The organism is Ruminococcus sp. 1001136sp1_2201st1_G3_2201SCRN_220225, assembly GCF_040924365.1.
In the GTDB taxonomy this organism is placed as follows: domain Bacteria; phylum Bacillota; class Clostridia; order Lachnospirales; family Lachnospiraceae; genus Blautia_A; species Blautia_A faecis.
Genome location: NZ_JBCOME010000020.1, coordinates 1 through 13,119, shown reverse-complemented (window position 1 = coordinate 13,119; position 13,119 = coordinate 1). Strand labels below are relative to the sequence as shown.

The 13,119-nt window shown below is 42.2% G+C and carries 15 protein-coding genes; all 15 read left to right on the top strand.

What is annotated here, in order from left to right; genetic code table 11:
* Positions 1-17 precede the first annotated feature (17 nt).
* The 15 genes from AB5642_RS08360 (at position 18) to AB5642_RS08290 (ending at position 12,787) form a co-directional block, all read left to right on the top strand.
* Positions 18-3,980, top strand: coding sequence for a cadherin-like beta sandwich domain-containing protein (locus tag AB5642_RS08360; protein ID WP_173718733.1), 3,963 nt, complete (start codon positions 18-20; stop codon positions 3,978-3,980).
* Positions 3,981-4,076: 96 nt separating this feature from the next.
* Complete coding sequence (locus AB5642_RS08355) at positions 4,077-4,820, top strand: sugar phosphate isomerase/epimerase (protein WP_118580687.1); 744 nt, start codon at positions 4,077-4,079, stop codon at positions 4,818-4,820.
* A 389-nt stretch (positions 4,821-5,209) separates the two neighbouring features.
* Positions 5,210-5,671: a hypothetical protein gene (locus tag AB5642_RS08350; RefSeq protein WP_173718734.1), complete on the top strand. Its 462-nt coding sequence runs from the start codon at positions 5,210-5,212 to the stop codon at positions 5,669-5,671.
* A gap of 24 nt (positions 5,672-5,695) precedes the next feature.
* Positions 5,696-5,980, top strand: a complete 285-nt coding sequence (locus tag AB5642_RS08345; RefSeq protein WP_173718735.1) for a hypothetical protein — start codon at positions 5,696-5,698, stop codon at positions 5,978-5,980.
* A gap of 138 nt (positions 5,981-6,118) precedes the next feature.
* Complete coding sequence (locus tag AB5642_RS08340) at positions 6,119-6,682, top strand: RNA polymerase sigma factor (protein WP_118580693.1); 564 nt, start codon at positions 6,119-6,121, stop codon at positions 6,680-6,682.
* A complete protein-coding gene (locus AB5642_RS08335; RefSeq protein WP_173718736.1) occupies positions 6,672-7,742 on the top strand; it encodes a DUF4179 domain-containing protein in 1,071 nt (356 codons plus the stop codon). Before AB5642_RS08340 ends, AB5642_RS08335 begins: the two co-directional genes overlap by 11 nt.
* Before the next feature lie 87 nt (positions 7,743-7,829).
* Complete coding sequence (locus AB5642_RS08330) at positions 7,830-8,345, top strand: hypothetical protein (protein WP_173718737.1); 516 nt, start codon at positions 7,830-7,832, stop codon at positions 8,343-8,345.
* A gap of 72 nt (positions 8,346-8,417) precedes the next feature.
* Positions 8,418-8,675, top strand: coding sequence for a hypothetical protein (locus tag AB5642_RS08325; protein WP_173718738.1), 258 nt, complete (start codon positions 8,418-8,420; stop codon positions 8,673-8,675).
* A gap of 83 nt (positions 8,676-8,758) precedes the next feature.
* Positions 8,759-9,019 (top strand): type II toxin-antitoxin system Phd/YefM family antitoxin, encoded by a 261-nt coding sequence (locus AB5642_RS08320; RefSeq protein WP_173718739.1) that lies wholly within the window; start codon positions 8,759-8,761, stop codon positions 9,017-9,019.
* Positions 9,009-9,212 (top strand): type II toxin-antitoxin system RelE/ParE family toxin, encoded by a 204-nt coding sequence (locus tag AB5642_RS08315; protein WP_173718740.1) that lies wholly within the window; start codon positions 9,009-9,011, stop codon positions 9,210-9,212. The genes AB5642_RS08320 and AB5642_RS08315 overlap by 11 nt, the downstream gene beginning before the upstream one ends.
* A gap of 429 nt (positions 9,213-9,641) precedes the next feature.
* Positions 9,642-10,178, top strand: coding sequence for a flavin reductase (locus tag AB5642_RS08310; protein WP_173718741.1), 537 nt, complete (start codon positions 9,642-9,644; stop codon positions 10,176-10,178).
* Positions 10,179-10,205: 27 nt separating this feature from the next.
* Entirely contained in the window at positions 10,206-11,141 is a 936-nt protein-coding gene (locus AB5642_RS08305; protein WP_368371539.1) for an amidohydrolase family protein, read from the top strand.
* Positions 11,084-11,215, top strand: a complete 132-nt coding sequence (locus AB5642_RS08300) for an amidohydrolase family protein (protein ID WP_368371542.1) — start codon at positions 11,084-11,086, stop codon at positions 11,213-11,215. Before AB5642_RS08305 ends, AB5642_RS08300 begins: the two co-directional genes overlap by 58 nt.
* Positions 11,216-11,277: 62 nt before the next feature.
* The gene (locus tag AB5642_RS08295; protein ID WP_173718743.1) at positions 11,278-12,126 is read left to right on the top strand and encodes a DegV family protein; all 849 of its coding nucleotides are present in this window, start codon (positions 11,278-11,280) and stop codon (positions 12,124-12,126) included.
* Positions 12,127-12,196: 70 nt separating this feature from the next.
* Positions 12,197-12,787, top strand: a complete 591-nt coding sequence (locus tag AB5642_RS08290) for an SOS response-associated peptidase (RefSeq protein WP_173718744.1) — start codon at positions 12,197-12,199, stop codon at positions 12,785-12,787.
* The last annotated feature ends 332 nt before the right edge of the window (positions 12,788-13,119 follow it).

Genomic DNA, 13,119 nt, shown 5'->3' with positions numbered 1-13,119 from the left:
AAAGAAGGGAGAACTGAATGAAACCAACAATGAAAAAATGGCTGACCGGACTTTTGTCTGCGGCCCTGTTAGCTGGAAATCTTCCGGTGTATGCGTTAAACACCGCTTATGCCGCAGAAGAGGATGGATTTTTTACAGATGAGACGGATTCTTTTGAGGGTGGTTCCCAGGAATCCGAAGACACACAAAGTGAGGATTCTTTTGCAAGCGTTTCTGAATTTACCGGGTTTACCTCCGGGGAAGCAGAAGAAGATTTTTCAGGAGAAGAGGACTTTGAAGCCTCTGATTCCCAGGAGGGATTTGAAGGGGAGACAGATCCTATCATCATGCCAGAAACCGATGCGCAGGATGAGGGTGGCTACCTTCAGAACTTGACCTTATATACCAGCCAGAGCGGTGCTTCTACCGTAGGATTAAAGCGTATGTCTGATCTTGACGCAGAGTTTGGCGGCAAGGTTTATGTGGCAGAATATGGTTCCAACATGGATTCCGCATCCTTCTGGATCACAGCGGATCTGGCAGGGAATGCACCGGAGGGATCCGTCCTTCAGCTGGAAACCACGGGACTGGACGGAGAAAAACAGAATGCGGAAATGTCAAAAAGCGGATACACAGATGGTACCCGTTACAATATAGCTGCCTCCGTTTTTGCAGCCGGAGAAAATGGCTCCAAAAGAGCACTTTATACTATCACCGCAGGAACAGAAGGGGACAAGCAGGTTTACCAGATCCTGGTAGAACGCCGTCTTGACCTTTCCGATCTCAAGGCCTGCCTGCCGGATGACAAGGACCTGGCAAAAAATATCCTTCCGAAATTTGACACGACAGGAACTACAAGGGACTACGAGGCAACGGTAGCAGTTTCTACTGCTTCTTTACAGGTGGTTCCAAAAGCGTTTTCCGGCAACTGGTATCAGCTTGCCATTTCCAGTGAAAATGTAACCACAGGCGAAGTAAAAGAGGTTCCGTTTTCTTCTACAGATACGGCTGTGAGCGTTCCACTGGCAGACACCGGTGATACCAAAGTGACGCTCTCCATGTCAGAGGCAAACACCTATGCGGATCCTGCCCTGGCAGAGAAAACCTATACCTCCACCGGCACCTACACCATCCTGGTTCATAAAAGCACAAGTGACAAAGTAAGTTTCCAGGTAACCCCGGAGGATGCGGTCATCAGCGTATATGACAAGGATGGGGAGCGCCTTACCCCTTCCGCCGATTCCCTGATGGTTTATGAGAACATCCTTCAAGGAGAAGCCTATACGTGGAATATTTCTAAATATGGCTATATTTCCCAGCAGGGCAGTTTTACCGGCGGCGAGGTTTCCGACATTAGTGCAGAACTGGTAAAACAGGATGCTACGCAGCCGGAGATCACGGACAATGACTGGATCAATTTTCGAAACAGTGAAACAAATAACGGCATTACCGGAAGCAGCACCCCAACCAGTGCGGATTCCACCCTGTTAAAATGGACCAAAAGGATCGGAGTGGGCTGGGAGGCAGCCATCACACCACCACTGATCCTGGGCGGAGCAGTTTATGTAGCGTCTGGACAGTTTATCTATAAGCTGGATAAAAACACAGGGGAAATCCTTCAGACCAGCGAACAGCTCTCTGGAAATATGCAGTATGCCATGATCCCCCTTACCTATGCAGAGGGAATGCTCTTTGCACAGATCGGCGGCGGTCAGATCCAGGCGGTCAGTGCTACTTCCTTAAAGTCCTTATGGATCAGTGAGTCCCTGGGAGGTCAGACACTTTCCCCGATCACTTACAAGGATGGTTATATCTATACCGGAACCTGGAATTCTGAGACTACAGCAGGCTCTTATTTCTGTCTGTCTGTTACAGACGAGGATCCATCCACAGGAACGGAGATTAAACACTGCACTTGGAAATACAACCATAAGGGCGGCTTTTACTGGGCTGGTTCTTATGCCTCATCCGATTACCTGATATTTGGTTCCGACGACGGTTCTTCAGAAGGAACAGATACCAACTCCGCCATCCTGTATTCCGTAAACACACATACCGGATTGCTCATGGATAAGATGACAAGCCATGGAGATATTCGTTCTACTATCGTTTATAATAATGGTTATGTATATTTCACCACCAAAGGCGGGTATCTGTACCGCGTGCAGATGAATGCAGACGGCACCTTTGGAACTGCCTGCAGCTATAACCTTGGCGGCATGGTAACTGCTTCCCCGGTTGTATATAAGGGGAGGATCTATGTAGGTGTCTGCGGAAATGGCGAACAGTTTAGTTCCGATGGCGGTCATCATTTTGCAGTCTTAACTGAAACCGCTTCCGGGATCTCTCTGGCATATAACGTATCCATCCCAGGCTATCCCCAGGCAGCGCCTCTTTTGTCTACGGCCTACGAAAACCAGGATTATAATGGGGATGGACAGGCAGATGGAAGAGTCTATCTGTACTTTACCTACAATGCAAAACCAGGCGGTATTTATATGCTGTCCGATGAACCGGGACAGACCTCCGGAACAGCCGTAGAGCTTTTCCGCCCGGCAAGTGACCAGCAGGAATACTGCATCAGTACCATCTGTGCAGACCGTGAGGGCACCCTTTATTACAAAAACGATTCCAACTATCTGATGGCTCTGGAAACAAATGGAGCCTATCTGGACAGCGTGACAGTCACAGCAGATACTGGAAAAGTGACCTGGCCTTCTGCTTTCCGAAAAGATACCTTAAAATATAATTTAACGGTAGCAGAGAATACCGGCAAAGTGACCTTTGATTTTAAAGCACCGGAAGGCTGCACCATAACTGTAAATGGACAGGCGTATGCAGGAAGTTTTGTAGCGGATGTAAGCGGCGGCTCCACAGATGTGAAGGTAACTGTAAGCGGTATGGGAAAGAGCAGGGAATATACTTTCCATATTTCCCAGGATATTTCCACTCCGGTTCTTGCGAACATGGCACTTAGCACCAGCAATACCTACTCCAATACGGCAAACCGGATTTCGCTGTCCCCGGAATTTAGCAGTGTAACAACCAGCTACCGGGCAATCTATAAAGAGAGCCGGGAATTTTTAAATATCTTTGCAGAACCGGCAGACAGCAGCGCATCGGTTACCGCTGTGGGAGTCCGTGGCACCAGCAAGGTAACGGTTCTTGGAAAAGTAACCGGAAGTGGTGCAGCACACAGAATTGCCATGTATTTTGATAAAACAAATCCAGAGGCAGAAGCAGAGGTAAAGGTTACCGTTACCACCAAATCCGGAAAGACAACCGACTATACCATTGTGGTACAGCGTACCGATACCCCATCCCCGACACCGACTGTAACTCCGGTTCCGGCTACCCCGACACCCGTTCCGCCGACTCCGACACCGACGGAAGTTCCGGAGGTATTTGGTCCTTGGACAACCGTATCGGGAGCAACGGTATTTGCCCCCGAAACACAGAAACGCACCAGCAACAAGGGAAGAACGGAAACCCGCACTGTAGGAAGTAAACTTACCCCAACCATCAAAGTAAATGCCACCAGTATAAAGCTGAAGGTAAAACAGTCTACCACAAAGGTGAAGGTGAGCGGTCTTGCAAATGGAGATTCCGTAAAATCCTGGACAACCAGCAACAAAAAGATTGTAACAGTGACAAGCAAGGGTACTATAAAAGGACTGAAAGCTGGAAAAGCAAAAGTCACCATCACACTTGCAAGCGGCAAAAAACAGGTGGTCAACGTTACGGTACAAAAGAAGGCGGTGAAGACAACCAAGATCATAGGCATTGCTTCTAAGGCAACCCTGAAAAAGGGCAAGAAACTGACATTAAAGCCAGTCATCAGCCCGATCACCTCCCTGCAGAAGGTAACCTATACCACTTCCAATAAGAAGGTGGCAACTGTTACCGCAAAAGGTGTGATCACTGCAAAGAAAAAAGGAACTGCCACCATTACGGTAAAATCCGGTTCCAAATCGAAAAAAATTAAGATCACAGTAAAATAAAAAAGATAGAACAGGCAGCAAAGCCTTAAAGGGCTCCTGCCTGTTCTGCCATTTAAAAGAGGCAGGAGCAGCTTCGCAAAAAAAGTGAGGAAAAAAATGATATATATTAGCCATTTAGTTTTAGATGATGACATGAAGGCTTTGGTAAAAGAGTATGGAACTGGGATCGAGAGCATTGATTTTTCTATTTCGGATAACCTGGATCAGCTTTCGGATTCAATCAAAACGTACTGGGAGAAAATGAAAGAGATAGGAACCAGGGATCTGATCCTTCACGGTCCGTTTCTGGATGTGAACCCCTGTGCATATGACAGTATGGTGCGGGAAGCTACCATGACAAGATTCAACCAGTGCTATGAGGCGGGGCTTCACCTTGGCGCTAAGAAGATTGTCTTTCACTCTGGCATGAACCCGTATGTTTACTACAAAGAATATTGGGCGGAGCAGGTTGCCAAATTCTGGCAGGAATTTATGAAAAACAAAACAGAACTTGAAGTCGTGCTGGAAAATGTATTTGATGATGATTGGCGGCTTCTTTTGGATGTTTATGAGAGGGTGAACCAGCCAAACTTCAAGCTGTGCCTGGACATCGGACACGCGCACTGTTATTCTTCTTTGGATGTCAGGGAGTGGGCGAAAAATCTGGCTCCCTATGTAAGCCATGTTCATATCCACGACAACTGCGGCGACCGGGATTCCCATATCGGACTTGGAAGCGGAAACCTTCCCTGGGAGGAAGTGCTTGGCTATCTGCCGGAAACAAAAGAACGCACCTGGACCATTGAGTGCATGCAAAAAGAGGACATAAAAAGATGCCTTGACAGTCTGGCTGAAAAATAAGTTGTGGAACAGCACTATTTCTGATCTGTAATTTATAAAAAAGTACAATTTGATAAAGCTTTATATCGTCAGGAGAATATGGAAATTATGATGAGATGAGGGATAAGCCCCCGATAGTATGGATCTTTGGAACTATGCTGTCGGGGGCTTTTGCTCTACGGCTACTTATAAAACGCCAAGACACAGATTATAAACGGATCCTGTTTGTGTGCCAAATTAGGGCTGGAGGTTTTGAGAATAAAATAAATTATTTTTAGCAAGGATGCAACGGATACCGAAATTTTACGTGATATATAGTGAAAAAGGAATAACGAAACTTTGGAGGGAGGGCTCTAAAAATTTTTATTTACAACTTATAGGGAAAAATTTAAGAAAACGAGGTAAAAAGGATGAGTGGATTAAAAAAGTGGATGGCAATTATTATGACAAGTGTTACAATTATGGGAAATATGGCAGGGCAGGGTATCCCTGTAATGGGTGCGGAAAATGAAGCGCAGGAAGTAATTTCCAGTGGAAACATTTATATGACAGAAACTGGTGCTAAGGAAAGAATTGTCAGAGTAAATGAAGATGGATCTTTTGTAACAGAACCGATTGAAGCGATTTCTTCCTATGCGACAAATGCGCCTTGTGAACATCCGGCGCGATATTTAGAAGCTGTTGGTAAAAAGACAGATTTTCGAACAGTTGGAACAGCTGGAATCTGTTACAAAGAACGGCTGATTATCTCAAACAAATGTAATAAATGCCATCGTAGGGGGATAAAAACTTACACTCCATGGACATATTGCAGTAAACATAGTTATCCGTTTTTGAAGAAGACCTGTAGTATTTGTGGATATAAAAAATAATCACGGTTAAGAGAAAGGAGCAGCATGATGAAACGAAAAAAGTTTTGGATTGGAGCGGCAGCGTGTATGCTGATTGGAACAGCTTCAGTGGCTGCCAGTTCTGGAGTTGAATTACATGAATTTTTCAATGCAAATGGAGAGAGGGTAATGTACCCGCTGGCCACATTTGACGAAGATCCAGATTTAAGCATCAACGGACCACAGGATCAGGTATCAGTGGGGCAGATTATTGAAACAGAAGACGGAAAAGAAATAGTTACTGCGGTAGATGGTCAGGGAGCTTATATGACAGAAGTAATTGACCAGTAAGTGGAAATGCAGAAAAGGAATTAGGAACGAAATATATTTCATTTCCTTTTCTGCAAAAAAAATAAAAAAAATACATTTTTCATGCGACCAATTGAAATAAAATACGTGATATAAGGTGAAAAGGGAGAACAGCGCAGGATGGATGATGCACAGATCATTAATTTGTATTTTGCCAGAGATGAAAATGCAATTGTAGAGACCAAAAATAAATATCAAAATATGTGTTATATAGTTGCACACAATATTTTATACAGCAGGGAGGATTCTGAAGAGTGTGTAAATGATACATGGCTTTTTACCTGGAACAGCATTCCTCCAAGAAGACCATCTATTTTGTCTTCCTTTGTTTCAAAAATAACAAGAAATACAGCAATCGACCGTTATCGGAAAAGAAATGCGCAGAAACGGGTGGATTCACATATGGAAGATATTGCTGGGGAAGTGGAAAAAATTGGAAGTGCAATTTCTTCTGATATTGAAATTTATTTAAAAAAGAAAGAACTTGTAAAATTATTTGACCACTTTTTATCAACGCTTTCGGAACGTGACCGGGATATTTTTATTAGACGCTACTGGTATATGGATCCTGTAAAAGCGATAGCAGACCGACATGCCTGTGGGGAAAGTAAGATCAAGTCAGTTTTGGCTCGTAGCAGGAAAAAACTTTATGGTTTATTAAAGGAGGCTGGCTATGAGGGATAATAAAGGATGGGATTTTTTAACGGCATTTGAGGATATAGATGAGAAATACATTTATCAGGCGGCGAAACCGTGGAAAGAAAATAAAATCGTAAGAGTCAAGCGTTACATACGGGTTGCAGCAGCCTGTATCATATTAGTGGCTGCTATTGGTGGTGGACTTACACATCAGAATGAGGTAAAAGCAGCCTGGTATAAAATGACTTCTCTTATTGGCCGGATTTTGGGAATTGAGAAGGAAACAGATGAATATGTGAAAACAATTCAAAAGACAATCGAAAAAAATGGAATTGCGGTTTCGTTAGAGGAAGTTGCAGCGGATGCAAAAAGCCTTTGGATTGCATATTCCCTGACGGATGAAAAAGGCGAAAATGATATTTCCATGAGCAGCATTCAGGTCGCAGTTGATGGCGAGTCATTAGCGTTAGAAAATCAATATTCGCTTGATAACAGTAGCGGATCAGAAAAAGTGACTTCCAAATACTTTGCAGCGAAATTTAATCGAAGTAGAGCTGATCATTCCCAGAAATTTGAAATTCAAATAGGAACCTTCCAAAATCAAAATGAGCAGGTTGAAGAAAGGGATGTATATAGTTTTTCATTTACAGCAGATCCAGAAGCACTGCAGGCAGACACAAAAGAAATTGACATTCAAGTGTCTATCCCAATTGAGAAGAATCAGACGTTTTTGATTTCAGAAATGAAATATAATATTTTCGGATGTACCATTTCTGGATCATATTCCGATATGACGGAGGACGACGAATTCTGGCTTCGCGGGAAGGACGATTTGGGAAATGAATATGTTTTTAATCTCACTTCCTATGATAAACCGAATCTAATTTTTGAATTACAAGATTGGAGAATTTTGGATCATGCAAAACAGTTAACGCTGCAGCTCTATCACTATTCAGGAACTACAGGAAAAACGGTTTCCTATGAGCAGAAGGAATCGGAAGATGCTTACATAGAAGAAATAGGAACAGTATATGATGAAGACCAGGCACCGGAAGACCTGGCGGTTCCAGTTGGAGATGGTATTACTGTTGATTTACAAAATTAAATCGGAAATGTAGTGGGAATGGGAAGGAGGGGAGAAAAGAATCCATTTCTCGATTTAAAAATAGGATAATTACAAAGAAGGCTCTTTATGAGAAAAATGAAAAGTTTGTTGTGTGTATTATTAACTATGATTATTTCCCTTGGTAGTATGGTGACGGTAAAGGCAGATACTGAAATCAAGCCATATGAAAATAAGGAAAATGCCGTTTTACTGAAAAGGGAATACATTGATCTTGATGAAGATACGGTGATTGAAATTGAGTCTTATGAAGAAAAAATTCCGTCTCTCGCAAGAGCTGGATGGAAAACCACATCAGCTATAAAGACTTACCGGGTAAAAGATAAAAATACGAATACGGTGTTTGTAAAATATATTTTGAAGGCTACTTTTAGATATAATGGAAAAAAGGCAGAGTGCACAAATGCAACTCCTGACTGCAAGATTCTTGTACCTAATGTTTATAAGGTGATTACAAAAGATGCTTCAAAAGCAGGTGATGTTGCGCTTGGATATTTTTATTGCCAGCACATAAAAACAGGAAAAGGTGCTGGAGGAACATTTTCAATTAAGTGTGCCGCAAACGGATCAGTCACTATTAGTTGACGCAGGAGAAAATAAATTTTGTTTCGCTGTTATATAAAAATATAATGAAACATGTAACGGAGAGAAAGGTGGTTGTCGTTAGCCATCTTTTTTTCTTTTATGATAAGAATGCTTTATGCAACTTCGGAAAAACACGAAGGCTACATTGCAATTACCACGCCGGATTCCAAATATCCATTAAAAAGTATTTTAACATTTATCCGTGAAGTGGTTGAAACAGATGAGAAACTGAAATGTGATAAATACTGCCATCTTGGAGTAATGCTGGTGAATAAGAGAGAATTTGGAGATGACAGATATGGGTATGGAATGATTTGTGAGAATCCGTAAACTTGTATGATATATTTTTCTATCAGCAATTGTTGCAATGTCATAATTATGGTATGATAATCCCATCAAAGGAGGCGCCTTATATGCCACAGATTATTCCGATTAAAGACTTGAAAAACACAGCAGAGATATCCGAACTTTGCCATAGAAGTGAGGAACCAGTTTATATAACCAAGAATGGATATGGCGATATGGTGATTATGAGTATTGAAAATTATGAAAGAGCCATGAAGAAGCTAAGAATGTATCAGGCGCTGGAAACTTCCGAAAGGCAGATTAAAGAGGAAAGCGTAAAAGATGCCAGAGAATCGCTTAGCGCAATGAGGGGGAAATATGGTTTATAAACTAATTGTTACAGAGCGTGCGGAAGAACAATTAGATGAATGCCTATATTATCTTGTATATCGGCTGGGGAATAATATAGCGGCAGAACATTTGCTGACATGTATAGAAAAAGCATATGATCGCCTGGAAGAGAACCCATATCAATTTCCAGAATGTCGGGACGCATATCTAAAATCCTTAAAATACAGGTAAGTTATTCTTACGGATATGTTCTACTTGATGATTGTCAAAGTAGTTGATTTGGAGGTATATATTATTGGGATATTTCTTCAACTGGAGGATTACCGGAATAAATTATCATAAAGAAAACATGTTTCGTGAAAAAAACTGATTCGTATTGGAATATATAGCAAATTTTGGGAAGTGTTGAAGAGATAGCACTTCCCTTTTTGGTGGAACATCAGAGTAAGCGCGTTATGAATTTTTTCCAGAAACATGTAAACCGGATGGAATTGATGGAAAACTTATGAAGGCAACTACTCTGGTTTATATGGCGGTGAAAGAAGTAATATGATTCCGTCCGAAAAATTGCAAGAAAGTCTTGCGCCATTATTGGTAGATTGATATTCTAATAGTAAGAGAAACAAATTTTCATAAAATAGACAGAACCGGAGGGCTGTTATGCAGGATTATAAAAGGAAAGAATACAAGGTATTTGAATTATTTGATAAGAAATGGGCGCTTGTGACAGCTGGGAATATACAGCATTATAACTGTTGTACGGTAAGCTGGGGAAGCCTTGGGAATATCTGGGGGACAGCTGGGAACAGTAGGTCTACGGTAACCGTATATGTCCATCCAGCCCGTTACACAAGTGAGGTATTAAAAGAAAGTGATATTTTTACTGTCAGTTTTTATCCGGAAACCAGCCGTAAGGCATTGGGATATCTTGGATCACACTCCGGACGGGATGAAAATAAAATAGAAGCAGTAGGTTTTACACCTGTAAAAATGGGACAGGGTGTCACGTTTGAGGAAGCAGAGTGTACATTTCTTTGCAAGAAGCTGTATCAGCACCAGTTCTCACGGGAAGATTTAGCCCCGGAAATCCAGGAATATTATGCGGCAAAACCAGAAGTTTATCCAGATTTTAAAGGCGGCTGGCAGCCACACTATGTATTTGTGGGTGAAATTATTGGCGAGCGGAAAAAAGAATAGATAGATTCTAAAAAAGGATGTGTGAGCATGGAACAGATTTCAAAGGTGATTACGGTAGAAGAACATTTTATGTCAGAGAAAGTAAATGGGGAATACCAAAAGCTCTTAGAGAAAAAGAATCTTACTCTGGCGCAAAAGGCAAAGGCCAACTTCATTCAGCAGTTTGTCGCGAAAGGAGAAATTACAGAGGTTGGGGAGAAACGTCTGGAATTTATGGAAACACATGGAATTGACTGCCAGATTTTAAGCTATGGAAACAATTCTCCCTCGTATCTGGATCCGAAACAGGCGGTTGTTCTTTGTCAGATGGCAAATGAGGAATTGGCAGGGTATTGTAAACAGTATCCAGGAAATTTTTATGGGTTTGCTGTTTTGCCGGTAGGAGATACAGGTGCTGCCCTGACAGAACTGGAACGCGCCGTAAAAACACTTGGATTAAAGGGGATTATTTTTAATGGTGCTTATCAGGAATCTTATTTTGATGAGGACCGTTTTTTCCCAATTTTTGAAATGGCACAGGAGTTAAAAGTTCCAGTTATGCTTCATCCAGGGGAAGTGCCAACAGAGGTTGCGAAGACTTATTATCAGGGAAGCTGGCCTGTGGCAGTGGCAAATGTTTTTGCGGGACACGGCATTGGCTGGCACTATGATGCCTGGGTGCAGTATATGAGGATGATACTATCCGGAATCTTTGACCGTCTTCCAAATTTGCAGTTGATCTGCGGACACTGGGGAGAACTGCTACCTTATTATTTTAACCGGATGGATGATATGCTCCCGGCTGCGTTTACAGGACTATTACATAATATTTCCTATTATTTTAAAAATAATATGTATATAACTCCAAGCGGGATGTTTTACGAGGATGATTTTTGTTTTGCCGGAACAAAGTGGGTGCAGAAAGGATCCTGTGGGCTACAGATTATCCATATTGTAAACCTGAAAATTCCAAAATGTATTTAGAAAAAATAAAGCTGCCATTTGAGGAAAAAGAAAAGATTGCTTATTTAAACGCCGAGAATCTGTTTGGAATATAAGGATGTATTGGCAAGTAACAAGAATTGACAACACATAAAAGAAATGTTATGAGGAAACAAACATGGTAAAAATTATTTCAGATAGTACCTGCGATCTTTCGCCAGAGTTATTAGCTCGGTATGAGATTGACATTCTTCCCCTTCATATTCTTTTGGGAGATCAGGAATTTGAAGATGGGAAAAATATTACTCCGGATCAGATTTATGCCTGGTCCGATGCAAATAAGACAACGCCCAAAACATCCGCTCCGGCCATGGCAGATGCCATAGAGCTTTTTCGCCCTTATGTTACGGCTGGAAGGGAAATTGTCTGCTTTTCTATTTCATCAAGTATGTCCACTTCTGGAAATGTGATGCGCCTTGCTGCCGAAGAACTGGGAGCTTCCGGGCAGATCACGGTGATTGATTCTGCAAATCTTTCTACAGGAATCGGGCTTCTTGTAGTGGAAGCTGCCATTATGGCAAAAAAGAACCGGACTGCTTCCGAAATCGTCTCTGAGATCGAAAAATTAAAGCCAAATGTGCGAGCAAGTTTTGTAGTGGATACACTTACTTATTTATATCGTGGAGGACGCTGTAATGCGGTAGCAGCCATGGCTGGAGGTGTTTTGAAGCTACATCCTAAAATTGTAGTGGAAGATGGGGCTATGAATGCTTCTAAAAAGTACCGGGGAAAAATTGCCTCTGTGATACTGTCCTATGTAAAAGATATGGAAAAGGATCTAAAAAATGCAAGACAGGAGCGCGTATTTATCACGCATTCAGGCTGTGACCGGGAAATCGTTGAGACTGTCCGGACTTATCTAAAAAATCTTGGCATCTTTGAGGAAATATTAGAAACCCGGGCAGGCGGCGTTGTATCAAGCCATTGTGGTCCGGGTACGCTTGGTGTTTTGTATATTTCCAAATAGAATGCGTGACACTATGAATTCCAGGGAAAATTGCAGTTAAAAAAATGGGAAAGTCAGAGAAAATGCAGGTATGTGTGGAAGATTCTATATAGATGAGGAAACCTATTTGGATATCCGGAACGTGGTATCAGAAGTGGATGCCTCTTTAAAGCGGATGCACGTAACAGGAGACATCCATCCAACGGAAACGGCTCCTGTGATTGTAAGTAACGATTTCAAAAATTTACAGCTTTGCAGCAAGGCCTGGGGATATCCTGGCTGGCAGAAAAAAGGCGTGATTTTCAATGCCCGTGTGGAATCGGTAATGGAAAAAAGAATGTTTCAAAATGGAATCCATTACCACCGGGCGGTGATTCCAGCTGCCGGATTCTATGAATGGAGCAGACAAAAAGAGAAAAATACATTTTACCGGAAAGATGGAAAGCCTCTTTATCTGGCTGGCTTTTATGATCGGTTTGATAAGGAAGACCGGTTTGTAATTTTGACTACCGTAGCAAACGCTTCCATGCGTCCGGTTCATGACCGGATGCCCCTTGTTCTGGAAAAAGACCAGATCAGATCCTGGCTATGGGAGGAAAAGCAGGCACAAGGAATGCTGCGTCAGATTCCTGTCCTTTTGGAACGGTATGTGCCTTATGAACAGCAGAACTTATTTGAATAGGAAAAGTGACAGAGGGCTGCTATGCTATGGAGAACCTGGCATAGCAGCCTTTTTCTATGTCGTCGCAGCTGTAAAAAGAAAGCCTTTGTCCGATATAGAGTGGGGTTCGTCCCGATATTTAGGACGAAAGGATTCCTGGGGAAGATTACCACTTTACATTTTTATTGAAAGTGTCTATAATAGACAAAAAAGAACAAATGTTCGAGAAAAGAGGCGAGAAGTGTGGCGCGTACAATACTGCACAGTGATGCGAATTGTTTTGTGTGACTTGAAAGTCACTACATTTATTGTCTTACCGTAAGGTGTAAGACCTGCTGTTCCGTCAGTTGAGT

Bases quoted from the DNA above. Each gene is read 5' to 3' on its own strand.
- AB5642_RS08355 (WP_118580687.1), top strand. From the start codon at position 4,077: ATGATATATATTAGCCATTTAGTTTTAGATGATGACATGAAGGCTTTG.
- AB5642_RS08310 (WP_173718741.1), top strand. From the start codon at position 9,642: ATGCAGGATTATAAAAGGAAAGAATACAAGGTATTTGAATTATTTGAT.
- AB5642_RS08360 (WP_173718733.1), top strand. From the start codon at position 18: ATGAAACCAACAATGAAAAAATGGCTGACCGGACTTTTGTCTGCGGCC.
- AB5642_RS08350 (WP_173718734.1), top strand. From the start codon at position 5,210: ATGAGTGGATTAAAAAAGTGGATGGCAATTATTATGACAAGTGTTACA.
- AB5642_RS08305 (WP_368371539.1), top strand. From the start codon at position 10,206: ATGGAACAGATTTCAAAGGTGATTACGGTAGAAGAACATTTTATGTCA.
- AB5642_RS08295 (WP_173718743.1), top strand. From the start codon at position 11,278: ATGGTAAAAATTATTTCAGATAGTACCTGCGATCTTTCGCCAGAGTTA.
- AB5642_RS08335 (WP_173718736.1), top strand. From the start codon at position 6,672: ATGAGGGATAATAAAGGATGGGATTTTTTAACGGCATTTGAGGATATA.
- AB5642_RS08320 (WP_173718739.1), top strand. From the start codon at position 8,759: ATGCCACAGATTATTCCGATTAAAGACTTGAAAAACACAGCAGAGATA.
- AB5642_RS08315 (WP_173718740.1), top strand. From the start codon at position 9,009: ATGGTTTATAAACTAATTGTTACAGAGCGTGCGGAAGAACAATTAGAT.
- AB5642_RS08330 (WP_173718737.1), top strand. From the start codon at position 7,830: ATGAGAAAAATGAAAAGTTTGTTGTGTGTATTATTAACTATGATTATT.
- AB5642_RS08340 (WP_118580693.1), top strand. From the start codon at position 6,119: ATGGATGATGCACAGATCATTAATTTGTATTTTGCCAGAGATGAAAAT.
- AB5642_RS08345 (WP_173718735.1), top strand. From the start codon at position 5,696: ATGATGAAACGAAAAAAGTTTTGGATTGGAGCGGCAGCGTGTATGCTG.
- AB5642_RS08290 (WP_173718744.1), top strand. From the start codon at position 12,197: ATGTGTGGAAGATTCTATATAGATGAGGAAACCTATTTGGATATCCGG.